The sequence below is a fragment of the Bacillus sp. FSL K6-0993 genome, assembly GCF_037977205.1.
Taxonomy (GTDB): domain Bacteria; phylum Bacillota; class Bacilli; order Bacillales; family Bacillaceae; genus Bacillus; species Bacillus subtilis.
In genome coordinates, this window is sequence record NZ_CP150275.1 from 1320599 (window position 1) to 1345130 (window position 24532).

Genomic DNA, 24532 nt, shown 5'->3' on the forward strand with positions numbered 1-24532 from the left:
GGAGGCAAAATGATGATCGCAGAAGCAATCATGTTTAAATACCCCAGTGCAGACCCAACAAGAGATTTTATCGTTCAAAATGACGGGGAAGGGTCTTATATAGCCGAGTGGAACCTGCGCGCCCCAATCCCAACCCAAAAAGAACTCGAATCCTGGTGGGAAGAGCTGCAAAAAAATCCGCCGTATGAGCCGCCTGATCAGGTGGAGCTTCTCGCTCAAGAATTGTCACAAGAAAAGCTGGCACGCAAGCAGCTTGAAGAGCTGAACAAAACTTTAGGAAGCGAGTTGTTAGATATAAAGCTATCATTACTTTCCTTGAAAGGAGATCTTGCCGAATGAATTATTGGGTGCTTGCCCTCTATTATGAGTGGGCGACAACGGATATGGTGAAACAGGCCTTAGCATATCAAGACTGTTCAATTGAGGATCTGGCAGAAGGTGTGAACAAAAAACTGATCACAACTGACCAGTATAAAGAAATTACCGGTAAAGCCATGTAAGGCTTTTTTATTTTGCCTGTTTTTAGATCAAAGGAGGATGAAGATGGTGAAGTATCAATATGAATTTCCTCTCGATAGGACTGGAAAAGCCGGCGCTGTAAAGCCCTATCGAGGAGGAAAAAATGATTTTGTGACACCTGTTTCGAATTTGTCGGGTGCAGCGGAGATTTTAACAAATGCTGCCTTAAAGGCGACTGAGGCATACAGTCAGCTCGGGCAAGACAGGCTTGGCGCAGTTCTGATTTCGAAAGTGAAGGGCTGGGCGTATGCAGATCGTGAAGGTACGCTCTTTATAGAAGAAAGTGACAATAACAATGTTTGGACAACGACAGCAGCAGTTAATGTCGCAGCAGGTGTCCTGACAGCGACGGACTGGGTATACCTTTCTAAACGCTATTACCGTTTCCGTTATGTGAACGGGAATCTTCAGCAATCTGAGTTTGTATTATACCAATCAGTCGGTGCGGGTGAGATGGATGTGCGTGTCAATGGAAAAACGCCTTTACAGATTGACTTTGCGGATAATCAAACACACGATGGACGGCTGAAAGTCGAGGCTCGCAAAACATTTGACTTTGTCTTTCATGAAAATGCAGAGTCCGCCGGCGAGGGTGCTTCTTTACCTGTTGACGGCGCCGCGCATTTACTCGTTGAAGTATATGGCACAGCGGAAATGAGCGAAGTCAAATTTTGGGGCAAATCGGTGTCAGGACAGAAACTGCCGATCAGAGGCGTGAAAACTGATGATGCTACCACTGCCTCCAGTACATTAGGAAAAGCTGAGGCATGGGCCTTTGATATTAAAGGGTTTAAGGAGATCATCATGGAGATTATCAGTATCACCGGCGGTACTCTTTCGGTAAAAGGGACCGCGGTTTCATAACAGTCTCGGCCCTCGGAAGGGAGGTGATCTGCATGTGAAGGAGGAGTGAGAGATGCAGCAAGAGGCAGATGTGAATGTGTTTCAGCAGGATTTAGCAGACATGAAAGGCGAGCACAAAGCACTTGAGCAGAGGGTTTCCGCATTAGAACGCGTGTCTGATCGGCAAGACCAGCAAATCATGACGCTGAACGAAAAATTAAACAAAATTGAAGAAAACACAACGTGGATTAAACGCACCATCACAGGTGCCATCATTACAGCAGTGTCTACAGGCATCATTGGCGGAGCCATCGCCATTATGTACAGTCTGCTGCAGCATTAAAGGGGGATTTTCATGAACACGTTTGACAAGGGCACGGTCATCAGGACGGTGCTTCTTTTAATTGCTTTAATCAACCAGACCATGCTGATGCTCGGCAAATCACCATTGGACATTCAGGAGGAGCAGGTCAATCAGCTCGCTGACGCTCTTTATTCAGCCGGTTCCATCGCATTTACAATTGGAACGACACTTGCCGCTTGGTTTAAAAACAACTACGTAACAGAAAAAGGGAAAAAACAGCGCGACTTGTTAAGGGACAATAATCTGACGAAATAAGGAGAGATGAAAATGGTTAACATTATTCAAGACTTTATTCCGGTTGGCGCAAATAACCGTCCAGGCTACGCAATGACGCCGCTTTACATTACGGTGCACAATACAGCGAATACCGCAGTAGGAGCAGATGCTGCAGCGCATGCCCGCTATTTGAAAAATCCTGATACGACGACAAGCTGGCATTTTACAGTTGATGATACAGAAATTTATCAGCATCTGCCTTTAAATGAAAACGGCTGGCATGCGGGAGACGGAAATGGCAGCGGCAACCGGGCTTCTATCGGAATTGAAATTTGCGAAAATGCCGATGGCGATTTTGCAAAAGCAACAGCAAATGCCCAGTGGCTCATCAAAACATTAATGGCTGAACATAATATCAGTCTCGCCAATGTCGTCCCTCATAAGTATTGGTCAGGGAAGGAATGTCCGCGGAAATTGTTAGATACGTGGGATTCGTTCAAAGCAGGAATTGGGGGAGGCGGCAGCCAAACTTACGTCGTGAAACAGGGCGACACGCTTACATCGATAGCGAGAGCATTTGGTGTTACGGTTGCTCAGCTGCAAGAGTGGAACAATATCGAAGACCCGAATCTTATTCACGTTGGTCAAGTATTAATTGTAAGTGCTCCATCGGCTGCTGAAGAACCCGAGTTGTATCCGCTCCCAGATGGTATCATTCAATTGACAACACCATATACCTCAGGAGAACACGTCTTTCAGGTGCAACGAGCACTTGCGGCTCTGTATTTTTACCCTGATAAAGGCGCTGTTAACAACGGAATTGACGGCGTTTACGGACCGAAAACAGCTGACGCAGTTGCCCGTTTTCAGTCTGTTAACGGTCTAACTGCTGACGGTATCTACGGGCCTCCGACGAAAGCGAAGATCGCAGCGCAATTAAGCTGATCAAAGACCATAAAAATCCCGGAGCTGCTCCGGGATTTATTTTTTCTTCTTCAACTTTTTAATAATTCCAGCACTGCGCTCCCTCACCCGAAGCGAGTACCCGGAAAGCCCAAACCTTCCGTAATCAACAAACTTCACACGCCTCACCAATTTTTTCACTGTATCACCTGACATTATCCTCTGTTTGTATTTATTATATGTAACCCTTTAAGAAAAGGAATAAGGACAAGAGCTGTTTTCCCTTGTCCTTTTAGTGTGATCATGCTTTTTTTCGTTTATACTCGTCAATCAGCCGTTCGTTTTCTTTGAAGATTCTTGCTGTATGCGGACTGACTTGATAGCTTGCGACACTGGTGGTTGAACGTTTTTTCAGGATTTTAAACGGCTTCGCCGCTCTGGGCTCGCATCTGTTTTGAAACGCACGTTCCATTATCCTTCACCTTCCTCCTCAATTGGCAGCACCAAATCATATATGCTCGTTAATGACGTAAATAGCAAATAATCAAATTCTGTGACAATGCTGTCAGACGTCAGCTTGATGACATAGTTCTGTGTCTCGATGGTAAAAGGGATGAGAACCACTTTTCCGTATTGGTCGTAATAAACATCCTTTCGATCGAGCCGTGTTTGTACATCTGCCGGATCATCCATATGCTCGGTTAACCGGTCTTTATCAGCCTGTGTCGAATAGTGGCAAAGAGAAGCCGTTAAGTTCATTTTATCAGCATAGGTTTTCAGCAGCTTATCAATACCTTCAGCATAAGCATCTATACTTCCATAATAAACATGGATCGGTTCGTTTTTCAATAGGTATTGGTATGTTTTCAGCCGATTGAGATACATGTGGAGCATTTCGTTGTTTTCTTCAAGAATTTCTCTTGTGTCTGTTTCAAGCTCGCTGCCGGCCAGTTTTTTGACGTATGCACTTAAGAAGATAAAAGCATCGATCAAAGCAAAACTGACTGCGACAATGAGATACCGTTCCCAGTGGGTAAATAGGGAAGTGGGCTCATATGTCCAGTATACCATAGCGCCCAGAACAAACAGCAAATACCAAGTTTTCCGGATGGCGGAGATTTTTTCTTTGACCTTCGCTTCGAAACGCCACGTGGCATACACGTATAACCCCAGTCCGGCCACGATGCACCAGACCATGATCTGAAAGAATAAAACCATATTCGAATCCCTCACATCTGAAATAGGTTCTGCTTATTGTATTCGAGAGATCCGGATGGTTTTCCTGTTCCATCAAAAAAACCGCTCCTTTGACAGAAGCGGTGTGACATTAAAATATCATATTTAAAATAAAGTAGGCGATGGCACCAAGTGTCGCTGAAATCGGAAGCGTGATGACCCATGTAATGAGCATTCGCTTGGCCGTACCCCAGTTTACGCCTTTTACCCGGTGTGACGCACCGACGCCAAGAATTGATGATGAAATGACGTGGGTTGTACTGACCGGCAAATGAATAAACGTGGCGCCGAAAATAATGGCTGCTCCGGTTAAGTCAGCGGAAACACCGTTTACCGGGCGGATTTTCATGATCTTTCCGCCAACGGTTTTGATGATTTTCCAGCCGCCGATTGATGTTCCGAGACCCATGGCTGTCGCGCAGGCGAATTGCACCCAGGTAGGAATATCATTAGCAGAAGTATGTAAATTCGCTGTGATGAGAGCCATTGTGATAATTCCCATTGCTTTTTGCGCATCGTTTGTTCCGTGTGTATACGATTGCAGGGCAGCTGTTACAATCTGCACTCTGCGGAATTGCTTATTCGTTTTCGCCAAGTTGCTGTCTTTGAAAATCAGCTTAACGATGCTATATAGAATAAAACCAAGGACAAAGGCAATAATTGGTGATAGGATCAGTGCTTCAATGATTTTAATGAAGCCCTTATAGTTTAACGCTGCAAATCCGGCTGCCGCTACTGCCGCACCGGCAATAGCGCCGATGATGGCATGGGATGAGCTGCTTGGGATACCGTAGTACCATGTGATAAGGTTCCAGGCAATTGCAGCGAGTAGCGCAGCCAAAATTACAACAGAGCCATTTTCCAGCGTATAAGGATCTACGATGTCTTTCGTAATGGTTTTGGCAACACCTGTAAACGTCATTGCTCCGACAAAGTTCATCACAGCCGCCAATATAATGGCATGGCGCGGTTTCAACGCTTTTGTTGATACTGAAGTCGCAATTGCGTTTGCCGTATCATGAAACCCATTGATGAAATCAAACGCCAGAGCACAAATGACTATTAGTATCGTTAATATTAATAGAATATCCATTTTTACCCCTCGTTACGCGTTTTTCATAATGATGGTTTCAAGATTATTGGCAACACTTTGACAAGAGTCGGCGATTTCTTCAAGCGTTTCGTAAATTTCACGATATTGAATGACTTTAATTGGGTCTGTTTCATTTCCGAAAAGATTCTTTAATGATTTTCTGTGCAAGTTGTCACAGCTGTGCTCATACTCTTTAATTTTGATTGCGTGAGGCTGAATATCCTTTAAGCGATTTTCTGCCAGCAGCTCGATCGTAATCAAAATCTCTTTCGCACATTCTCTGATGTATCCGCTGAATTTATCGATATGCTCGTCTGATGAAGTAATTGAGAAAATCTCCATCATGGCAGAGAAATGTTCGATTCCGTCAAGCACATCATCCAAGCTGTTTGTCAGCTGAAGGATATCTTCGCGCTCAATAGGAGTGATGAACGCTTTGTTAAGCTCTTTAATCATGACATGAACATGATTGTCACCTTTTGTTTCATATTCCTTTAACGTATCTGCAAATTCTTTAAGAGTGGTTTGGTTAGTGACCTTAAAATTCACAAAATATTCTGCAGTTTCGTCTATGTTCTTTGCAATTTCTGTTAAAAGGAGTGAGAACTTATCTTTTTTTCTTCTTATCATTAAAAACCCTCCATAGTTTGAATGAACAATGCACACATCAAATTATTATATAGCCTTTTGTCGAAAAAAAACAGGTAAAGTCGAAAAAAACGTATCTTGACTTTTTTGATAAATCGTGTCTCCTTATTTTGACCTACTTCGCTTTAAAAAAACGACCCAAGTTTGCAAAAACTTTCTGCTTAACGTAAAAAGTATATCAAAAGTTGTGTTTTTCCTGTCAACTTTTATCTTCTGTTTCACCAAAAAACGGTTCCCTAAACAAGGGAACCGTTTTATCAGCTTGCTTTTCGTTTTTTCATCCCGTAATAAACAGGCAGTCCGGCAAGGCCGATGAGGATGGATAATCCGCAGCTCATTGTATCTGTAATGAGTGTGCTGCCTAACACAAAGAAGGAGCCCGCGATTGCCAGAATTGGCATAAATGGATAAAGCGGAACACTGTAGGCGCGCTTTTCTCCCTTTGCTCGCTTGCGGAGAATAAACACTGCAAAAAAGGCCATCACATAAAAAATGTAGATCATGAAAATAGAGATTTCTGAGAGCTTATCAGGGTTGCTGATCAGCATCATAATCAAAGCCAAAGCAATTTGAAAAGAAATCGCAATCCATGGTGTACGGAACGACGGGTGTACATGTGACAGTTTTTCAGCAAATGGAAGCTGTTTGCGTTCCGCCATTGCAAATGAAACACGCGGGAAAGAAAGCACCTTTCCATTTAAGCACCCAAAGATGCTGACGATAATCCCTACACTGATCAGCTTTCCGCCAATTGAACCGAACAGCATGGTTGCAGCGGTGCTTGTCGCATTTTCACCAAGCGTGACAATTTCGTTCGCTGACAGGATGTGAAGCAATGCAAAATTAATGAAAATATAGATCGCCGTTACAATTAATAATCCGCCCGTCATAGCGCGTGGCAGCAGCTTTTCGGGATTTTTCATTTCTCCGCCGAGAGCGGCAAGGAGAATCCAACCGTCATAAGCAAACAATGTAGCTAAAATAGCCGCCCCGAAGTTCATATCGGAAATGCTTTCGTTTACTGCTGTGAAGATGTGCTGATCGCCTTTCCAAAGGCCAAAGATGATGATGCAGGCAATCGGAATCAGTTTTCCAATCGTTGTCAGCGTTTGGACAAAACCGCCGTATTTTGTACCGATAATATTAATGACGCATAAAAAGAGAACTGCTATAATTCCAATGACTTTTGATAGTCCAGATCCCCAGCCGAAAAGATTCGCCATTAAAGATCCAAAATATAAACCCAGCGCGCCAATAATCGCCGGGCCGTAAATGATAATCTGCACCCAGCCGCACAAAAATCCCCAAAACTCACCGTACACTTCTTCAAGGTACGTATAAAGCCCGCCGGTTTTTGGAATCTGCGTTCCGATTTCCGCGATTGTCAAACCGCCCGCCAATGTTAAAATACCGCCTAACAGCCAGGCGAATAGCGCCGTTTTTGAATCACCTGAATAAGCAAGCACAGCGCCGGGCTTCATAAAAACACCAGAACCGATAATGGTTCCGATGACAAGAGTAAGGGCAAACAAGAGGCCTATCTCTTTTTTCAAACCGTTGTCTTCAGTATGCATGTCCTTAACCTCCTATGATGTTGAAGCTTCATGTTGAAGAATCTATTTTTTCATATTGTAAACCCTATTTTAGAAAAGTGAAATAAAATAAATTTTCTGATTTTCGAAATTTGCTTTAGGTACAGCAGATAAAACTGTGGAAATACCTGTTTTAACGATCTATAAACGAATAAAATTCATGATTTTCATTTACAAAGTTCGTATTTTCTGTATTAGGATTTTAGCTGGTACAGAGGGGAGGTGAGAATTTAGAAAATGAACGAACCTTCGGTGAAGCTGATATGTTGACTTTCTCATGCGAATAAAATACTTTGTTATTAGAACAATAAATATACAATTATGATATGATATCTCGAAATCGAGATAAAATAACCTGGAGGGACAGCATATGAAAGTTAACGGCATTCACCACGTATCGGCATTAACGGCCGATGCACAAAAAAACTTGGATTTCTATAAGAAAGTATTAGGATTAAAGCTCGTCAAAAAATCCGTCAATCAGGATGAACCGACAATGTACCATCTATTCTACGGAGATGAAGTGGCAAACCCGGGAACTGAGCTGACGTTTTTCGAGATTCCCCGCATTGCACCGTTTCATGCGGGAACAAACAGTATTTCTTCTATTGGATTGCGCGTTCCAAGCACAGAAGCCCTGCATTACTGGAAAGAACGTTTTGAAGAGCAGCAAGTAACGCACAGCGGCATCTCCAAAAGGGCCGGACGTGACATATTGGCATTTCAAGATCATGAAGGGCAGCGACTTGTGCTGACTGCTGATGAAGAAGGAAAAGGATATGGCCTGCCTGTTAAACAGAGCGGCATTCCGGAAGAATTTTCGTTTCGCGGGTTAGGACCGGTTGAACTGACTGTGCCATATGCTGAACCAACCTTACACGTATTGACGAATATTCTTGGATTTACAGAAATCAGCCGTGAACCAGTCGAAGGGCAAGGAACTGCCGTTATTCTGGAATCAGGAGAAGGCGGTGCTGCAGCGGAAATCCATTTAATAGAAAGAAACGATCTTCCGCGCGAGCGTCAAGGCAAAGGGAGTGTTCACCACGTCGCATTTCGGGTAAGAGATGAAGAAGAACTTGCCGGGTGGCACCGGATCATCAGCCGGGAAGGCTTTAGCAATTCCGGCATTGTGGAGCGCTACTTTTTCAAGGCGCTGTATTTCAGAGAACCGAACGGCATTTTGTTCGAGTTATCAACGGACGGACCGGGCTTTATGGTAGATGAAAATCTTGATGAGCTTGGCCAAACGATCGCTCTTCCGCCGTATCTTGAGCATCGAAGAGCTGAAATTGAAGCAAAATTGAAACCGATCCAATAAAATTGTAATTCGTTTGCCTTCCGGTATGCCGGAAGGCTTTTTTATTTTGCTGAAGCAGCATCGCTCAATGGGAAGGAAGTATCGATTCCGGTTAAGGGAAATGGATGATTGGCATGAAATGACCTCGGCAAAAATATTGTCTTTGTTTATTAATAGTTTATTCATATTTGCTTGTTACACTATTTCCAAGTTAGACAAAAAGGAGTGAAAAACACGTGGAAAAGAAAAAACGCGAGCTGGATATTTTCCTCATCCTCATTTTGCTCGCATCTGCATTCTTAAATATCTATAACATCTGGAATGATGATACGGTGAATCCTTATTACACCGCTGCAGTCACAAGTATGATGCAAAGCTTTCATAATTTCTTTTATGCTTCGTTCGATGCTGCCGGCTTTATAACAGTGGATAAACCGCCTGTTACATACCAAATCCAAACGATCAGCGCACTGATATTCGGTATGCACGGGTGGAGCGTCATTCTGCCTCAGGCATTGGCGGGTATAGGTTCAGTCCTTCTGATGTACTTGCTGATAAAACCGACATTCGGAAAAACGGCGGCGCGCATTGCCTCATTTGTTATGGCATGTACGCCGATAGCTGTAGCTGTGGCACGTACAAACAATGTTGATGCATTACTTGTATTTTTCTTATTGCTGGCTACATGGCTTCTCTTTAAAGCGATCAGAAAAGGAAAAATGATCTGGCTGTTAGCGGCGTTTTTCGTTGTTGGAGTAGGTTTCAATACAAAAATGCTTCAGGCTTACATGATTTTACCGGCCTTCCTATTGTTCTATTTGATTGCGGCAAATGCCGCGGTGAAGAAAAAAATCATTTCGCTGGTAAGTGCGTTAGCCGTATTAGCAGCCGTTTCGTTATCGTGGCCGCTCATTGTCGACAATATCCCTGCAAGCAAGCGGCCTTATATCGGAAGCAGCCAAACCAACTCTGTTTTGGAATTGGCTTTTGGCTATAACGGAATCCAGCGGCTGACAGGCCAAAATTCAGGCGGCGGCCAGGGTGCGCCAAACAAAGACGCTTCAAAAGAAATGTCTTCTTCTGATAACACTCAAGCACCGCCTAATCAGTCATCAAGCAGCAGCTCATCAAATGATGACAAATCTTCAAATGGCAATATGGCGGCGCCTCCATCCAATGGCCAAATGCCAAGCGGCGGCCAAGGAGGCCCTCCAAGCGGCGGAGATGGCGGCCAAGGCGGACCCGGCGGGAAAGGCGGTACAGGAACCGGTTCGAAAATGCAATCAGGTTCAGGGATGTTTGGAACGGGAACACCTGGTCCACTGCGGCTTTTCCAACAAGAGTTATCTGATCAAATCAGCTGGCTTCTGCCATTTGCGATATTTGGAATCACAGGCTTACTGATCGCAGGCGCGAGAGAAAGAAGAAGATTATCTGCAGAGCAGAAGGAAACGGTGTTCTGGGTTGCGTGGCTTGTACCGATTGCTGGATTCTTCAGTGTCGCAGAATTTTTCCATCATTATTATCTCATCATGCTGGCACCGCCGATTGCGGCTCTTGTCGGTGCGGGATGGGTTGCCCTTGTTCATCTGTATCGCAATCAGACAGGCTGGAAAGCATGGCTTTTGCCGGGATCAATTATTGCGACAACTGGATTTGAATTGTTTATTCTCAGAAACTACAACGATCAAATCGGTGCAGGCTGGAGCATCGGTGTAGGTGTTATCGGCGTGTTGTCAGCGATTGTTTTGCTGCTGTTTAAACAGCGCCAAAAACCGTTCAGTTATTATGTTTCAATTGCAGCTCTCCTCGCATTGCTGGTGATGCCGATTTATTGGGCAAGTACACCGCTTCTGTACGGAGGCAACAGCTCACAGCCTGAAACAGGCCCTCAGCTCGCATCAATGAGCGGAAAAGGCATGGGAATGTCTGATGCCGCTGTAAATGAAAAACTGATCAAATATCTGGAAAAGAATAACTCCGGAGCTGAATACCTATTCGCCACAACCGATTCGAACACAGCGGCGCCATATATCATTAAAACGAAAAAAGCTGTCATGGCTATTGGCGGATTCAGCGGTTCTGACCCGGCGATCACACTGACTCAATTCAAAAAGCTTGTAAAAGAAGGAAAAGTGAAATACTTCTTGGCTTCTGGAATGGGAAGAGGCGGAAACAATGACATTGTTGAATGGGTTGAGAAAAATGGAAAAGAAGTAGCATCAGAAAAATGGCAATCAAGTTCTGAGCAAAAAACAGAACATACTGATTCAGCTGATACATCAAGCAGCAAGGCTTCAGATAAAAACGGCAAAATGGGGGGACCTGGCGGAATGAATCAGTCAGCAACATTATACGAACTACATGCTGATGAATAGGAGGCAAAAACATGAGCAGACATATTCAATATTCAATTGTTGTACCTGTGTATAATGAAGAGCTTGTCATTCATGAAACCTATCAGCGCTTAAAAGAGGTCATGGATCAAACGAAGGAAAACTACGAGCTGCTTTTTGTCAACGATGGCAGCAAAGACCGCAGTATTGAGATTTTAAGAGAGCACAGCCTGATCGATCCGAAAGTGAAAATTATTGATCTTTCAAGGAATTTTGGACACCAGATCGCCATTACGGCGGGTATGGATTATGCACAGGGGAATGCAATCGTCGTCATTGACGCCGATTTGCAGGACCCTCCTGAACTGATTTTAGATATGATTGAAAAGTGGAAGGAAGGCTATGAGGTCGTGTACGCCGTGCGGACTAAACGAAAAGGGGAAACCTTTTTCAAAAAACAAACCGCGGCTATGTTTTACCGGCTTCTCAGCGGTATGACAGATATTGATATCCCGATTGATACGGGGGATTTTCGTCTCATGGACAGAAAAGTCTGTGATGAAATGAAGAGATTAAAAGAAAAAAATCCATTTGTCAGAGGGCTAGTCAGCTGGGTGGGTTTCAAACAGACAGCGGTCGAGTATGTACGTGATGAAAGGCTCGCCGGAGAAACAAAGTACCCGCTCAAGAAAATGCTGAAGCTGTCAATGGACGGCATCACGACATTTTCACATAAACCGCTGAAGCTGGCAAGCTATGCGGGGATTTTAATGTCAGGTGCTGGATTTCTGTATATGTTTATCGTGCTGTATCTGAAGCTATTCACAGACAGCACGATTACCGGCTGGTCATCACTTATTGTGATCCAGCTCCTGTTCAGCGGCATTGTCCTTCTGATTTTGGGCGTGATCGGCGAATATATCGGCAGAATCTACGATGAAGCCAAAGACAGGCCGCTTTACATCGTCCAAAAATCGTATGGAATTGAAAATAAAAGACTCTATAGAGACCAGCATATGTCATAACCTCAAACCCCCTGTCCGTAACGGACAGGGGGTTTTTATGCTCTGAGCCCGATCTAAAGCAAAAGATGCTGATAGATATATGGAAATTGGGTAAAGAAGAGATTGTGAGCTTGTACTGCGGTTCAGTCATGCCGAAATAAAAACAGCAAAACTTAAAGATTTCGTCATCGGCTTTGCTGCATGTCAGCTGTTATATTGGGGGGCTTTTAAGAAACGCATGATTAGAGCCGTACCAGTTATGTTTAATAGAATACTGGTACCCAATACAATTCCCCACATCAACGTCGATTCAGAGAGAAGAAAGCTCAGCAAAAGAAAAGCCAATCCTGCGCAGATCATACTCAGTCCCAAGGTTTTCATGTTCATGCCTCCTAGCAACGATGTTTCTAGCATCTGATGAGAATGATGTCAATCTGTATGATATACGGATATCTCGTCAGAAAGTTTCATAGAACAATTAGGTCTTTTATCTAATAAAAAGCCTCAGACCGCTTTTGCGGCCTGAGGCATTATGTCTTACGAAGTTTTCTCTTCTTTTTGATCAAGTTTAATTTTTTTCGTCATTTCTTTGCCGTTTCTGAGAATTTTCACTTCAACGGTATCACCGATCTTTGCGTCTTTATATAAGATATTGCGCAATTCACTGCCTGTATCAATTTCTTTACCTTTTAGGCCGATGATAATATCCTCTGCTTTTAATCCGGCCCTTTCAGCAGGAGAGCCTGAAGCGACTTCACGGATGTAAACACCTTTATTCAGCTGGCTGCCGAACAGGCCGAGTGTGCCTTCTTGGTAATTTTGCGGCACTTGTTCCAGATCAAGCATGCTGACACCGATATATGGACGTTCAATTTGACCTTTTGACAGCAGTTCTTCAGCAATCGGTTTTACGTCATTGCTTGGAATGGCAAATCCGATACCCTCAACATCATCCTCACTGATTTTCATACTGTTAATGCCGACAATTTTGCCGTCTGTATTTAACAAAGGACCGCCGCTGTTACCTGGATTAATTGCTGCGTCTGTCTGAATGACGTTAATGCTCGTTTCGCCGGCTGATGTAGTCATTGAAACCGTTCTGTCCACGCCGCTTACAATTCCTTGTGTTACTGTGCGGGACAGATCTTTTCCAAGCGGATCCCCAATCGCAATAACGGTCTCGCCTGTTCTGAGATCAGATGAATCACCGAAGTTTGCCACTTTTGTGACGTGGTCATCACTGATTTGGAGGACGGCTAAATCAGTTAACGAGTCACTGCCTACCAGCTTTGCAGTAACCTCAGTGCCGTCATATAAAGATACCTTCAGTGATGATGCCCCTTCTACGACGTGGTTATTTGTAATGATATAAGCCTTGCCATTCTCTTTTTTGAAAATGACACCTGACCCTGAACCGCTTTCTGTATCTTCGCTGGAATCAGAAGAACTAGAGCCGAACAAAGAGCTGTTTGATTGTGCCTGAAGATTTGTAATACCGACAATCGCTGGTGAAAGGTCTTCTACCATATCTGAGATTTTAGAAGAGTCCTCGCTCTTGAATGCAGATGAGCTGCTTGAGCTTGATGAGCTTTTTTTAGATTCAGAGGAGGTGCTTGTTGCTGTAACAGATTGCGTTTGCTGCTGGCTGGATGATTGTTTTGCAGTGTCCTGAGAATCATGGTCGCCAAGCGGTGTAAACGTATAGATGCCAAGGGCAAGACTGCCGCCGATCACTCCGCCAAGCAACGGTCTGAACCATCCGAATCCTCGTTTTTTCTTCTCCTGATCATGAATGACATTGCGGGCCGAGTAGGAGGCGCTCTGATCGTTCTCTTTCGTTAAAAAGACCTCATTCTCATTACCTTTCGTTCTGTTTTCATCACGATAGTTATCCATCATGTTCACTCCGTTTCTCTATTTTCACATGTCTATTTATATTGATAGGTTTATGACTTGAGTTTATCATAAACAAAAACTGTGGGATAAAAATGAAAAGATTATGGGAAATTGTGAAAAAGTGCGGAAAACGGTACACTTCATATTGTATATGAAAGGACTGAGTCGATGGAACAGATTGGATTGATTGGATATGGCAGCATGGCGGATATGATCGCCAGACAGCTGTTGAAACATGAACAAATAAAAGAGAATGAGCTATTTATTGAGACGAGAACGAAGGGGGAGCGGCTGCGGGCACTCATGTCAGATTATCCAAACGTATCGGCTGATCCGTTGGAGAATTGGGCAAATACGTGCCAATTGATTTTGATATGCGTCCCGCCGCTCCATGTCATCGAAACAATGCGCCGTCTGCACCCGTATGTGAACAGAAATACTCACATCGTATCCATAGCTGCCGGTGTGCCGCTGCGTCTTTTGGAGGCAGAAACAGAAGCGGGTATCTCACGTGTTATTCCTGCCATTACGTCCGAAGCAGAAGCTGGCATCTCACTTGTCGTTCACAGTGAAGCACTGGCTGCAGAGAAGAAAGAGCATCTGAATGAATTGTTATCGGTTTTCAGCCGTGTACGAGAAATCAAAGAATCGAATTTAGATGCGGCCAGCAATTTAACGAGCTCGGCACCGGGATTCATAGCGGCAATCTTTGAAGAGCTGGCACTGTCTGCCGTCAGAAACAGCAGCCTGTCCAAAGAAGAAGCCTTTGATTTTCTGATTCATTCGCTATACGGAACTGGCAAGCTGCTGATCGAAAAAAATATGTCTTTCGAGGAGACGCTGGAACGTGTCGCAACCAAAGGCGGAATAACGGGAGAGGGAGCTGAGGTGATACGTGCCTCTGTGCCGGACGTTTTTGATGAGGTGTTTGAAAGAACCCTGAAAAAATATGAACTGCTTACAGAACTGGTTGGTAAACAGACATGAATCCTTGAAAAAGGATTCTTTTTTTATCACTGAGTGGTTGAGATTTTCCCCAGTTATATTGCATTTTTCCTCTTTTTTTAATATAATCTGTTAGAATATTCATAATTTAGTAAAAAAGGAGGAGCGTTATGAAATTGTACATGTCAGTAGATATGGAAGGTATTTCGGGTCTTCCGGACGATACCTTTGTGGATTCCGGCAAGCGGAATTATGAACGCGGACGGCTTATCATGACTGAAGAAGCAAACTACTGTATTGCTGAAGCATTTAACAGCGGGTGTACCGAGGTGCTGGTCAATGACAGTCATTCGAAGATGAATAATCTGATGGTTGAAAAGCTTCACCCTGAAGCAGACTTGATTTCTGGTGACGTCAAACCATTTTCAATGGTGGAGGGACTGGATGATACGTTTACAGGCGCTTTGTTTCTCGGTTATCATGCGAGAGCCTCGACTCCCGGTGTCATGTCACACAGCATGATTTTCGGCGTCCGTCATTTTTACATAAACGATCGGTCTGTCGGTGAGCTTGGATTAAATGCATACGTTGCCGGTTATTATGATGTCCCGGTATTAATGGTTGCCGGGGATGACCGGGCGGCGAAGGAAGCAGAAGAGCTTATCCCGAACGTGACGACAGCCGCAGTCAAACAAACCATTTCAAGATCCGCAGTGAAGTGCTTGTCCCCTGCGAAAGCCGGACGGCTGTTGACAGAAAAAACCGCGTTTGCCCTGCAAAACAAGGACAAAGTCAAGCCGCTCACACCGCCTGACAGGCCGGTTCTGAGCATTGAATTCGCCAATTATGGCCAAGCAGAATGGGCGAATCTGATGCCGGGAACGGAAATCAAGACGGGAACTACAACCGTTCAATTTCAGGCGAAGGACATGCTTGAAGCCTATCAGGCGATGCTTGTCATGACTGAGCTTGCGATGCGGACATCATTCTGCTAAAGGGGTGTTTTAGGCTTTGGCGCGATACATGATAAAGCGTTTTTGGGCAATGGCAGCTACGATTTTGGTGATTACCACCCTGACTTTTGTTCTCATGAAGGTCATTCCCGGATCTCCTTTTAACGAGGAGAGAGGCACAAATGAAGCCGTTCAAAAAAATCTCGAAGCCTACTATCACTTAGACGATCCTCTCATTTTCCAATACATTTTCTACTTAAAATCCATCATTACATTCGATTTCGGACCTTCAATTAAAAAACCGTCGGACAGTGTAAATGATATGCTGGAACGCGGATTTCCCGTTTCCTTTGAGCTTGGGATGACAGCGATTGTCATTGCTGTGATTTCTGGGCTGGTGCTGGGCGTAATCGCTGCACTCCGCCGCAATGGCTTTTTGGACTACGCCGCGATGAGTCTTGCAGTACTCGGCATCTCCATCCCGAATTTTATTCTGGCAACATTGCTCATTCAGCAATTTGCTGTCAATCTCAAACTATTTCCTGCTGCCACATGGACGAGCCCGATTCATATGGTGCTTCCGACCGCAGCGCTTGCTGTAGGGCCAATGGCGATCATTGCCAGGCTGACACGGTCGAGCATGGTCGAAGTTCTGACACAGGATTATATCCGCACAGCAAAAGCAAAAGGGCTTTCTCCGTTCAAAATTATTGTAAAACACGCACTCAGAAATGCACTCATGCCCGTCATTACCGTCCTGGGCACACTCGTCGCCAGCATCTTAACAGGAAGTTTTGTCATTGAAAAAATCTTTGCCATTCCGGGAATGGGAAAATATTTTGTTGAAAGCATTAATCAGCGGGACTATCCCGTGATTATGGGAACGACCGTTTTTTACAGCGTCATTCTGATTATCATGCTGTTTTTGGTCGATTTGGCCTACGGTCTCTTAGACCCGCGCATTAAACTGCATAAGAAAGGGTGAAGTGTGTGAATCTCCCTGTACAAACGGATGAACGCCAGCTAGAACAGCACAATCAGGTGCCTGATGAGTGGTTTGTCTCGAATCAGGAAAAAAATCGGGAAGCCGATTCGGTCAAGCGGCCGAGTTTGTCATACACGCAGGATGCCTGGAGGAGGCTGAAGAAAAATAAATTAGCGATGGCCGGACTCTTTATTCTTTTATTTCTTTTTGTCATGGCAGTTATCGGGCCCTTTTTATCGCCCCATAGTGTCGTACGACAATCGCTGACAGAACAAAATCTTCCGCCCTCAGCCGATCATTGGTTCGGCACCGATGAACTCGGCCGGGATGTGTTTACCCGAACATGGTATGGCGCGAGAATCTCGTTGTTTGTCGGCGTGATGGCAGCACTTATTGATTTTTTGATCGGTGTCATTTACGGAGGCGTTGCCGGCTATAAAGGCGGCAGGATTGACAGCATTATGATGCGGATTATCGAAGTGCTGTACGGCCTGCCGTACCTGCTTGTTGTCATTTTGCTGATGGTGCTCATGGGACCGGGACTGGGCACTATTATTGTGGCGCTGACTGTGACCGGGTGGGTCGGCATGGCGAGAATTGTAAGAGGCCAGGTGCTTCAGATTAAAAATTATGAATATGTACTCGCCTCGAAAACCTTTGGCGCGAAAACCTTTCGCATCATCCGAAAGAATTTGCTGCCGAATACTATGGGAGCGATCATCGTACAAATGACATTAACCGTACCTGCCGCCATATTCGCAGAATCATTTTTAAGCTTTCTCGGCCTCGGCATACAGGCCCCGTTTGCAAGCTGGGGCGTGATGGCGAATGACGGCCTGCCTACGATTTTATCTGGGCATTGGTGGCGCCTGTTTTTTCCGGCCTTTTTCATATCTCTGACGATGTACGCGTTTAATGTGCTGGGGGACGGTTTGCAGGATGCGCTTGACCCTAAGCTGAGGAGGTAGCTGTATGGAAAAAGTTCTGTCAGTCCAAAATCTGCACGTGTCTTTTACGACTTACGGCGGGACGGTTCAGGCGGTCAGAGGGGTGAGCTTTGATTTGTATCAAGGAGAAACCTTTGCGATCGTCGGCGAATCCGGCTGCGGCAAAAGCGTTACCTCCCAAAGCATCATGGGCCTGCTTCCGCCTTATTCGGCGAAGGTGACAGACGGCAGCATTCTATTTAAAAACAAAGACCTTTGCCGTCTCTCTGACAAAGAAATGAGAGGTATCAGGGGAGCCGACATTTCTATGATTTTTCAAGACCCGATGACGGCGTTAAACCCTACGCTGACTGTCGGCGACCAGCTGGGGGAAGCGCTATTGCGCCACAAAAAAATGAGCAAAAAAGCGGCACGGAAAGAGGTGCTTTCCATGCTGTCATTGGTTGGTATTCCAGATCCCGAAGAGCGCCTAAAGCAATATCCCCACCAATTCAGCGGCGGCATGAGACAGCGGATTGTCATTGCGATGGCGCTGATTTGCGAGCCTGACATCTTAATTGCGGATGAACCGACCACCGCCCTGGATGTAACCATTCAGGCACAGATTTTAGAGCTGTTTAAAGAGATTCAGAGAAAAACGAATGTGTCTGTCATTCTGATTACACATGATTTAGGGGTCGTTGCCCAGGTAGCTGACAGAGTCGCAGTCATGTATGCCGGGAAAATCGCGGAAATCGGCACGAGAAAAGATATTTTTTATCAGCCGCAGCACCCTTATACAAAAGGACTGCTGGCTTCTGTTCCGCGGCTGGATTTAGATGGCGCTGAGCTGATCCCAATCGACGGAACGCCGCCGGATTTATTTTCGCCTCCGCCGGGCTGCCCGTTTGCCGCCCGCTGTCCGAACAGGATGGTTGTGTGTGACAGGGTGTACCCGGGCCAGACGATCAGATCTGACTCGCACACCGTCAACTGCTGGCTGCAGGATCAACGAGCAGAGCATGCGGTGCTGTCAGGGGATGCGAAGGATTGAACATGAAAAGGGGGAAGAGGATGAAACGAGTGAAAAAGCTATGGGGCATGGGTCTTGCATTAGGACTTTCGTTTGCGCTGATGGGGTGCACAGCAAATGAACAGGCCGGAAAAGAAGGCAGTCATGATAAGGCAAAAACCAGCGGAGAAAAGGTGCTGTATGTAAATAATGAAAATGAACCGACTTCATTCGATCCGCCGATCGGCTTTAATAATGTGTCATGGCAGCCGTTAAATAACATCATGGAGGGGCTGACGCGTCTTGGCAAAGATCATGAGCCCGAGCCGGCAATGGCGGAGAAGTGGTCTGTTTCGAAAGATAATAAAACTTACACATTTACGATTCGGGAAAATGCGAAATGGACAAACGGAGATCCTGTAACAGCCGGAGACTTCGAATACGCGTGGAAGCGGATGCTTGATCCGAAAAAAGGCGCTTCATCGGCATTCCTAGGTTATTTTATTGAAGGCGGCGAAGCATATAACAGCGGGAAAGGGAAAAAAGATGATGTGAAGGTGACGGCAAAGGATGATCGAACCCTTGAAGTTACACTGGAAGCACCGCAAAAATATTTTCTGAGCGTTGTGTCCAATCCTGCGTATTTTCCGGTAAATGAAAAGGTCGATAAAGACAATCCAAAGTGGTTTGCTGAGGCGGATACATTTGTCGGAAACGGCCCGTTTAAGCTGACGGAATGGAAGCATGATGACAGCATCACAATGGAGAAAAGCGACACGTATTGGGATAAAGATACAGTGAAGCTTGATAAGGTGAAATGGGCGATGGTCAGTGACAGAAATACAGATTACCAGATGTTTCAATCAGGGGAACTTGATACCGCTTATGTCCCTGCTGAGCTGAGTGATCAGCTGCTTGATCAGGATAACGTCAATATTGTTGACCAGGCGGGTCTCTATTTCTATCGATTTAATGTCAACATGGAGCCGTTTCAAAATGAAAACATCAGAAAAGCCTTTGCGATGGCTGTGGATCAAGAGGAAATTGTAAAGTACGTCACGAAAAATAATGAAAAACCGGCGCGTGCCTTTGTATCGCCTGGGTTTACGCAGCCTGACGGCAAAGATTTCCGTGAAGCAGGCGGAGACCTGATCAAGCCTAACGAAAGCAAAGCGAAGCAGCTGCTCGAAAAGGGCATGAAGGAAGAAAACTATAATAAGCTTCCTGCGATCACGCTTACTTACAGCACAAAGCCGGAGCATAAAAAGATTGCCGAAGCTATCCAGCAAAAATTGAAAAATAGCCTCGGAGTCGATGTGAAGTTGGCCAATATGGAATGGAACGTATTTTTGGAGGATCAAAAAGCGCTGAAGTTCCAATTCTCTCAAAGCTCATTTTTGCCTGATTACGCGGACCCTATCAGTTTTCTGGAAGCCTTTCAAACGGGAAATTCGATGAACCGCACAGGCTGGGCCAATAAAGAATACGATCAGCTGATCAAACAGGCGAAAAATGAAGCCGATGAAAAAACACGGTTCTCTCTTATGCATCAAGCTGAAGAGCTGCTCATCAATGAAGCGCCGATCATTCCGGTTTATTTTTATAATCAGGTTCACCTGCAAAATGAACAAGTAAAGGGAATTGTCCGTCACCCTGTCGGCTATATCGATTTAAAATGGGCAGATAAAAACTGATGGCGGTGATTGAGGAAATACTGCTTCTTTATGCGAAGGAGCGGTATTTTTTCTCTTTCTTGCACGTATACGTAGGGTGCAGAGCAAATGAAAGGAGTGTTTTCGTTGAATTACAAGCCGAAAGCGCTGAAAAAGGGTGATACAGTCGGAGTGATCGCGCCCGCAAGTCCGCCGGATCCAAAAAAGCTTGACACCGCGCTTTTATTTTTAGAAGAGCTCGGTCTTCAGGTGAAGTTGGGCAAGGCGCTGAAAAATCAGCACGGCTATTTAGCGGGACAGGATGATGAGCGGCTGGCGGATCTCCATGAGATGTTCAGAGACGAGGAGGTAAAAGCGGTGTTGTGCGCATGCGGGGGTTTTGGGACAGGACGTATCGCCGCCGGCATTGATTTCAGCTTGATCCGCAAACACCCTAAAATTTTTTGGGGATACAGCGATATTACGTTTTTACATACTGCCATTCATCAAAACACAGGTCTTGTCACCTTCCATGGCCCGATGCTCAGCTCGGATATTGGCCTTGACGACGTTCACCCGCTGACAAAAGCGTCATATAAGCAGCTCTTCCAGGAGACGGAATTCACCTATACAGAAGAGCTTTCTCCGCTGACCGCGCTTGTTCCCGGCAAAGCGGAAGGCGAGCTTGTCGGGGGGAATCTGTCTTTGCTGACGTCTACACTGGGCACGCGATTTGAAATTGATACGAGAGGAAAGCTTCTGTTTATTGAAGATATTGATGAGGAGCCTTATCAAATCGACCGGATGCTGAATCAGCTGAAAATGGCGGGGAAGCTGACGGACGCGGCGGGAATTCTAGTTTGTGATTTTCACAATTGTGTCCCGGTGAAGCGAGAGAAGTCTCTCTCACTTGAGCAGGTGCTGGAAGACTATATTATTTCTGCGGGCAGGCCTGCTCTGAGAGGATTTAAAATCGGCCACTGCTCGCCAAGTATTGCCGTTCCGATCGGTGCGAAAGCTGCTATGAATACAGCAGAAAAAACAGTCGTAATAGAGGCGGGCGTTTCAGAAGGGGCGCTGAAGACATGAAAATCATTCGAATCGAAACAAGCCGAATCGCCGTTCCACTGACAAAGCCGTTTAAAACCGCACTTCGCACTGTGTATACGGCTGAATCAGTCATAGTAAGGATTACTTATGACAGCGGTGCAGTCGGATGGGGAGAAGCACCCCCGACGTTAGTGATTACAGGAGACAGCATGGATAGCATTGAAAGTGCCATTCACCATGTGTTGAAACCGGCATTGCTTGGAAAAAGCCTGTCCGGCTGTGAGGCCATTCTGCACGACATCCAGCATCTTCTTACAGGAAATATGAGCGCGAAGGCTGCTGTAGAGATGGCGCTATACGACGGCTGGGCGCAGATGTGCGGGCTGCCGCTTTATCAAATGCTTGGCGGATACCGAGATACGCTGGAAACAGACTATACCGTCAGTGTCAACTCACCTGAAGAGATGGCAGCTGATGCCGAAAATTATCTCAAACAAGGCTTTCAAACGCTCAAAATAAAGGTCGGAAAAGATGATATTGCAACAGATATCGCCCGTATCCAGGAAATCAGAAAACGTGTCGGATCAGCTGTGAAACTGCGTTTAGACGCTAATCAGGGGTGGACGCCGAAGGAAGCGGTAACTGCCATTCGGAAAATGGAGGATGCGGGTCTAGGCATTGAGCTTGTCGAGCAGCCTGTCCATAAAGATGATCTCGCTGGGCTTAAAAAGGTGACAGATGCAACAGATACGCCGATTATGGCTGATGAAAGTGTTTTTACACCGCGCCAGGCGTTCGAAGTTCTGCAAACCCGGAGCGCAGACTTGATCAATATTAAATTGATGAAAGCGGGCGGCATCAGCGGAGCAGAGAAAATTAATGCCATGGCGGAGGCCTGCGGGGTGGAGTGTATGGTCGGCAGCATGATCGAAACGAAGCTGGGCATTACGGCCGCGGCGCATTTTGCGGCAAGCAAGAGAAACATCACACGCTTTGATTTTGACGCGCCGCTGATGCTGAAAACAGATGTATTCAAAGGCGGCATAACATATAGCGGCAGCACGATTTCGATGCCTGGCAAACCGGGTCTCGGAATCACCGGGGCTGCGCTTTTGAAAGGGGAAAAAGAGCAATGATGCACACTGTCATATCAGCAGTGGCCAACATCTGGACAGCGCCTGATTCACCGCGTCCGTCTGATCAATTCATGCTTCAACCGACTGTAATGATCAGAGACTGGCTGAAGCGCATGACGTATGATGAACGGCTTAGATTATGTACAGACAATGTAATCCAAACTCAGGTTCTCTTTGGCGAAAAGGTACTTGTGACAGCGGAACAGGGGGAATGGGTTTCTGTGATCGTGCCTAGCCAGCCATCCCGAAAGGATCCACGCGGATACCCAGGCTGGATGAAAAAGAACCAGCTGGAAAAAACAAAGCCCATCCATACACAACACGATGTGATGATCAGCAAACCTGCTGCCTTTTTGTACAGAAGCAATGGGGAAAAGGAGATCGAATTAAGCTTTTTGACGGTTCTCCCCTTCATTGCAAAAGAAAACGGATATTTTAAGGTTTCGACTGTTTTGGGAGAAAGGTTTGTGAAGCAAAGTGATGCAGTGCCTGTCAGCGAACAGAAAGGGACTGCTGAAGACATCATTCAAACGGGAGCTTTTTTTCTCGGACTTCCCTACCTATGGGGAGGAATCAGCGGGTTTGGGTTTGATTGCTCCGGTTTTATGTACAGTATATTTAAGGCGAATGGATACAGCATCCCCCGTGATGCGGGAGATCAGGCTAAGGCGGGGGAGGATGTCCTGCTTGATGATATGAAGGCTGGTGATCTGCTGTTTTTTGCTTATGAGGAAGGAAAAGGAGCGATTCATCACGTCGGTCTCTCCGTTGGCGGCGGGAAAATGCTGCATTCTCCAAAGACAGGGAAGTCAATCGAAATCCTCACATTAAAAGAGACAATCTATGAAAAAGAATTATGTGCGGTGCGCCGCTGTTTTTCAGAATAAGGAGGGAGACAAATGAGGCGACTGCCTTTGTTAGAGGTCAGCCAGCTGAAAATGCATTTTGACGCAGGGAAAAAGCGGACAGTCAAAGCCGTCGACGGGGTCACCTTTCAGATTCATGAAGGAGAAACGTTCGGGCTAGTCGGGGAATCAGGGTGCGGGAAATCAACCTTGGGGAGAGTGCTGATGCGCCTTTATCAGCCGACAGAAGGAAGCGTGACATACCGCGGCACAAATCTTCATGCACTGAGTGAAAAAGAGCAGTTTGCCTTCAACCGCAAACTGCAGATGATTTTTCAGGACCCTTATGCTTCATTGAACCCGCGCATGACCGTTCGAGAAATTATTTTGGAGCCGATGGAGATTCACAATCTCTACAATACCCATAAAGCGCGGCTTCTCGTCGTAGACGAGCTGCTTGAGGCAGTTGGGCTTCATCCCGATTTTGGCAGCCGTTATCCGCATGAATTCAGCGGCGGGCAAAGGCAAAGAATCGGGATTGCGAGAGCACTGTCGCTGAATCCTGAATTTATCGTGGCGGACGAACCGATTTCTGCTCTTGATGTCTCAGTCCAGGCACAGGTGGTCAACCTGCTGAAGCGGCTTCAAAAAGAGAAAGGGCTTACGTTTTTATTCATTGCCCATGATCTTTCGATGGTGAAGCATATCAGTGACAGGATCGGTGTTATGTACTTAGGACACATGATGGAAATTACAGAGAGCGGCACCTTGTATCGTGAACCGCTCCATCCCTATACAAAGGCGCTTTTATCCTCGATTCCGATTCCAGATCCTGAATTGGAGGACAAGCGTGAGCGTATTCTCTTGAAAGGAGAGCTGCCGAGCCCGGTCAATCCGCCAAGCGGCTGCGTGTTTCGGACCCGCTGTCCGGAGGCGATGCCTGAATGTGGGGAATCTCGTCCCCAGCTTCAAGAAATCGAACCCGGCCGTTTTGTCGCTTGCCATTTGTATCGAAATGCTGAAACGAAGGAAAAAGTGAGATAAATAAAAAGAGTGGCTCCTTTTTACTAGAGCCACT

At 45.7% G+C, this 24532-nt stretch carries 27 protein-coding genes and 1 pseudogene; 20 read left to right on the forward strand and 8 right to left on the reverse strand.

The window, feature by feature from the left end; genetic code table 11:
- Window positions 1–9 precede the first annotated feature (9 nt).
- From MHH79_RS06930 to MHH79_RS06955, 6 genes are read left to right on the forward strand one after another with little or no spacing between them, the layout of a single operon-like run.
- Window positions 10–339, forward strand: a complete 330-nt coding sequence (locus MHH79_RS06930) for an XkdW family protein (protein ID WP_063335097.1) — start codon at window positions 10–12, stop codon at window positions 337–339.
- Entirely contained in the window at window positions 336–500 is a 165-nt protein-coding gene (locus tag MHH79_RS06935; protein WP_063335098.1) for an XkdX family protein, read from the forward strand. The genes MHH79_RS06930 and MHH79_RS06935 overlap by 4 nt, the downstream gene beginning before the upstream one ends.
- A 43-nt stretch (window positions 501–543) precedes the next feature.
- Window positions 544–1383 carry a phage-like element PBSX protein XepA gene (gene xepA, locus MHH79_RS06940; RefSeq protein ID WP_340035066.1) on the forward strand — a complete coding sequence of 280 codons (840 nt, stop codon included), beginning with the start codon at window positions 544–546 and terminating at the stop codon, window positions 1381–1383.
- 52 nt (window positions 1384–1435) lie between these two features.
- Window positions 1436–1705, forward strand: coding sequence for a hemolysin XhlA family protein (locus tag MHH79_RS06945; RefSeq protein WP_003232655.1), 270 nt, complete (start codon window positions 1436–1438; stop codon window positions 1703–1705).
- A 12-nt stretch (window positions 1706–1717) separates the two neighbouring features.
- Window positions 1718–1981: a phage holin gene (locus MHH79_RS06950; RefSeq protein ID WP_003232653.1), complete on the forward strand. Its 264-nt coding sequence runs from the start codon at window positions 1718–1720 to the stop codon at window positions 1979–1981.
- A gap of 12 nt (window positions 1982–1993) precedes the next feature.
- On the forward strand, window positions 1994–2887 hold the full coding sequence (locus MHH79_RS06955; RefSeq protein ID WP_251218349.1) for an N-acetylmuramoyl-L-alanine amidase: 894 nt from the start codon (window positions 1994–1996) through the stop codon (window positions 2885–2887).
- A 36-nt stretch (window positions 2888–2923) separates the two neighbouring features.
- On the opposite strand, the gene spoIISC is transcribed toward MHH79_RS06955, so the two are convergent.
- From spoIISC to steT, 6 genes are all read right to left on the reverse strand, one after another.
- Window positions 2924–3061, reverse strand: coding sequence for a three component toxin-antitoxin-antitoxin system antitoxin SpoIISC (spoIISC, locus tag MHH79_RS06960; protein ID WP_003232648.1), 138 nt, complete (start codon window positions 3059–3061; stop codon window positions 2924–2926).
- Window positions 3062–3146: 85 nt separating this feature from the next.
- Complete coding sequence (gene spoIISB / locus MHH79_RS06965; protein ID WP_003232646.1) at window positions 3147–3317, reverse strand: three component toxin-antitoxin-antitoxin system antitoxin SpoIISB; 171 nt, start codon at window positions 3315–3317, stop codon at window positions 3147–3149.
- Window positions 3317–4063, reverse strand: coding sequence for a toxin-antitoxin-antitoxin system toxin SpoIISA (gene spoIISA / locus MHH79_RS06970; RefSeq protein WP_047182497.1), 747 nt, complete (start codon window positions 4061–4063; stop codon window positions 3317–3319). The genes spoIISB and spoIISA overlap by 1 nt, the downstream gene beginning before the upstream one ends.
- Before the next feature lie 109 nt (window positions 4064–4172).
- Window positions 4173–5174, reverse strand: coding sequence for an inorganic phosphate transporter (locus MHH79_RS06975; RefSeq protein WP_340035067.1), 1002 nt, complete (start codon window positions 5172–5174; stop codon window positions 4173–4175).
- Window positions 5175–5186: 12 nt separating this feature from the next.
- A complete protein-coding gene (locus MHH79_RS06980; protein WP_003218470.1) occupies window positions 5187–5804 on the reverse strand; it encodes a DUF47 domain-containing protein in 618 nt (205 codons plus the stop codon).
- Between the two features lie 275 nt (window positions 5805–6079).
- On the reverse strand, window positions 6080–7396 hold the full coding sequence (gene steT / locus MHH79_RS06985; RefSeq protein ID WP_041850924.1) for a serine/threonine exchanger: 1317 nt from the start codon (window positions 7394–7396) through the stop codon (window positions 6080–6082).
- 388 nt (window positions 7397–7784) lie between these two features.
- Between steT and MHH79_RS06990 the strand changes: the two genes are divergently transcribed.
- The 4 genes and pseudogenes from MHH79_RS06990 (at window position 7785) to MHH79_RS07005 (ending at window position 12075) form a co-directional block, all read left to right on the forward strand.
- A complete protein-coding gene (locus tag MHH79_RS06990; protein WP_340035068.1) occupies window positions 7785–8735 on the forward strand; it encodes a ring-cleaving dioxygenase in 951 nt (316 codons plus the stop codon).
- Window positions 8736–8835: 100 nt separating this feature from the next.
- A pseudogene (locus MHH79_RS06995) lies at window positions 8836–8943 on the forward strand (hypothetical protein); the annotation flags it as partial.
- A gap of 7 nt (window positions 8944–8950) precedes the next feature.
- Window positions 8951–11092 carry a glycosyltransferase family 39 protein gene (locus MHH79_RS07000; protein ID WP_251218350.1) on the forward strand — a complete coding sequence of 714 codons (2142 nt, stop codon included), beginning with the start codon at window positions 8951–8953 and terminating at the stop codon, window positions 11090–11092.
- Window positions 11093–11103: 11 nt separating this feature from the next.
- The gene (locus MHH79_RS07005) at window positions 11104–12075 is read left to right on the forward strand and encodes a glycosyltransferase family 2 protein (RefSeq protein WP_251218351.1); all 972 of its coding nucleotides are present in this window, start codon (window positions 11104–11106) and stop codon (window positions 12073–12075) included.
- 183 nt (window positions 12076–12258) lie between these two features.
- Here MHH79_RS07005 and MHH79_RS07010 read toward each other — a convergent pair whose 3' ends face one another.
- Together MHH79_RS07010 and htrA are read right to left on the reverse strand one after the other, a co-directional pair.
- Window positions 12259–12435, reverse strand: coding sequence for a hypothetical protein (locus tag MHH79_RS07010; protein WP_340035069.1), 177 nt, complete (start codon window positions 12433–12435; stop codon window positions 12259–12261).
- 156 nt (window positions 12436–12591) lie between these two features.
- Entirely contained in the window at window positions 12592–13950 is a 1359-nt protein-coding gene (gene htrA, locus MHH79_RS07015; protein WP_340035152.1) for a serine protease HtrA, read from the reverse strand.
- Between the two features lie 168 nt (window positions 13951–14118).
- Between htrA and proG the strand changes: the two genes are divergently transcribed.
- The 10 genes from proG to MHH79_RS07065 all read left to right on the forward strand — a co-directional run bounded on the left by proG (window position 14119) and on the right by MHH79_RS07065 (window position 24498).
- Complete coding sequence (proG, locus tag MHH79_RS07020) at window positions 14119–14937, forward strand: pyrroline-5-carboxylate reductase ProG (protein ID WP_015483138.1); 819 nt, start codon at window positions 14119–14121, stop codon at window positions 14935–14937.
- Between the two features lie 128 nt (window positions 14938–15065).
- Window positions 15066–15890, forward strand: coding sequence for a D-aminopeptidase DppA (dppA, locus tag MHH79_RS07025; RefSeq protein ID WP_340035070.1), 825 nt, complete (start codon window positions 15066–15068; stop codon window positions 15888–15890).
- A 16-nt stretch (window positions 15891–15906) separates the two neighbouring features.
- Window positions 15907–16833, forward strand: coding sequence for a dipeptide ABC transporter permease DppB (gene dppB, locus MHH79_RS07030; RefSeq protein ID WP_003245446.1), 927 nt, complete (start codon window positions 15907–15909; stop codon window positions 16831–16833).
- A 5-nt stretch (window positions 16834–16838) separates the two neighbouring features.
- A complete protein-coding gene (dppC, locus tag MHH79_RS07035) occupies window positions 16839–17801 on the forward strand; it encodes a dipeptide ABC transporter permease DppC (protein ID WP_181218967.1) in 963 nt (320 codons plus the stop codon).
- Window positions 17802–17805: 4 nt separating this feature from the next.
- Window positions 17806–18813: a dipeptide ABC transporter ATP-binding subunit DppD gene (dppD, locus tag MHH79_RS07040; protein WP_015715751.1), complete on the forward strand. Its 1008-nt coding sequence runs from the start codon at window positions 17806–17808 to the stop codon at window positions 18811–18813.
- Window positions 18814–18815: 2 nt separating this feature from the next.
- On the forward strand, window positions 18816–20465 hold the full coding sequence (dppE, locus tag MHH79_RS07045; protein WP_072174130.1) for a dipeptide ABC transporter substrate-binding protein DppE: 1650 nt from the start codon (window positions 18816–18818) through the stop codon (window positions 20463–20465).
- Between the two features lie 87 nt (window positions 20466–20552).
- The gene (locus MHH79_RS07050) at window positions 20553–21512 is read left to right on the forward strand and encodes an LD-carboxypeptidase (protein WP_181218972.1); all 960 of its coding nucleotides are present in this window, start codon (window positions 20553–20555) and stop codon (window positions 21510–21512) included.
- A complete protein-coding gene (ykfB, locus tag MHH79_RS07055) occupies window positions 21509–22609 on the forward strand; it encodes an L-Ala-D/L-Glu epimerase (protein ID WP_251187009.1) in 1101 nt (366 codons plus the stop codon). The genes MHH79_RS07050 and ykfB overlap by 4 nt, the downstream gene beginning before the upstream one ends.
- Window positions 22606–23496 carry a gamma-D-glutamyl-L-lysine dipeptidyl-peptidase gene (eepC, locus tag MHH79_RS07060; protein ID WP_015383461.1) on the forward strand — a complete coding sequence of 297 codons (891 nt, stop codon included), beginning with the start codon at window positions 22606–22608 and terminating at the stop codon, window positions 23494–23496. The genes ykfB and eepC overlap by 4 nt, the downstream gene beginning before the upstream one ends.
- A 12-nt stretch (window positions 23497–23508) precedes the next feature.
- Window positions 23509–24498: an oligopeptide/dipeptide ABC transporter ATP-binding protein gene (locus tag MHH79_RS07065; RefSeq protein WP_015483140.1), complete on the forward strand. Its 990-nt coding sequence runs from the start codon at window positions 23509–23511 to the stop codon at window positions 24496–24498.
- The last annotated feature ends 34 nt before the right edge of the window (window positions 24499–24532 follow it).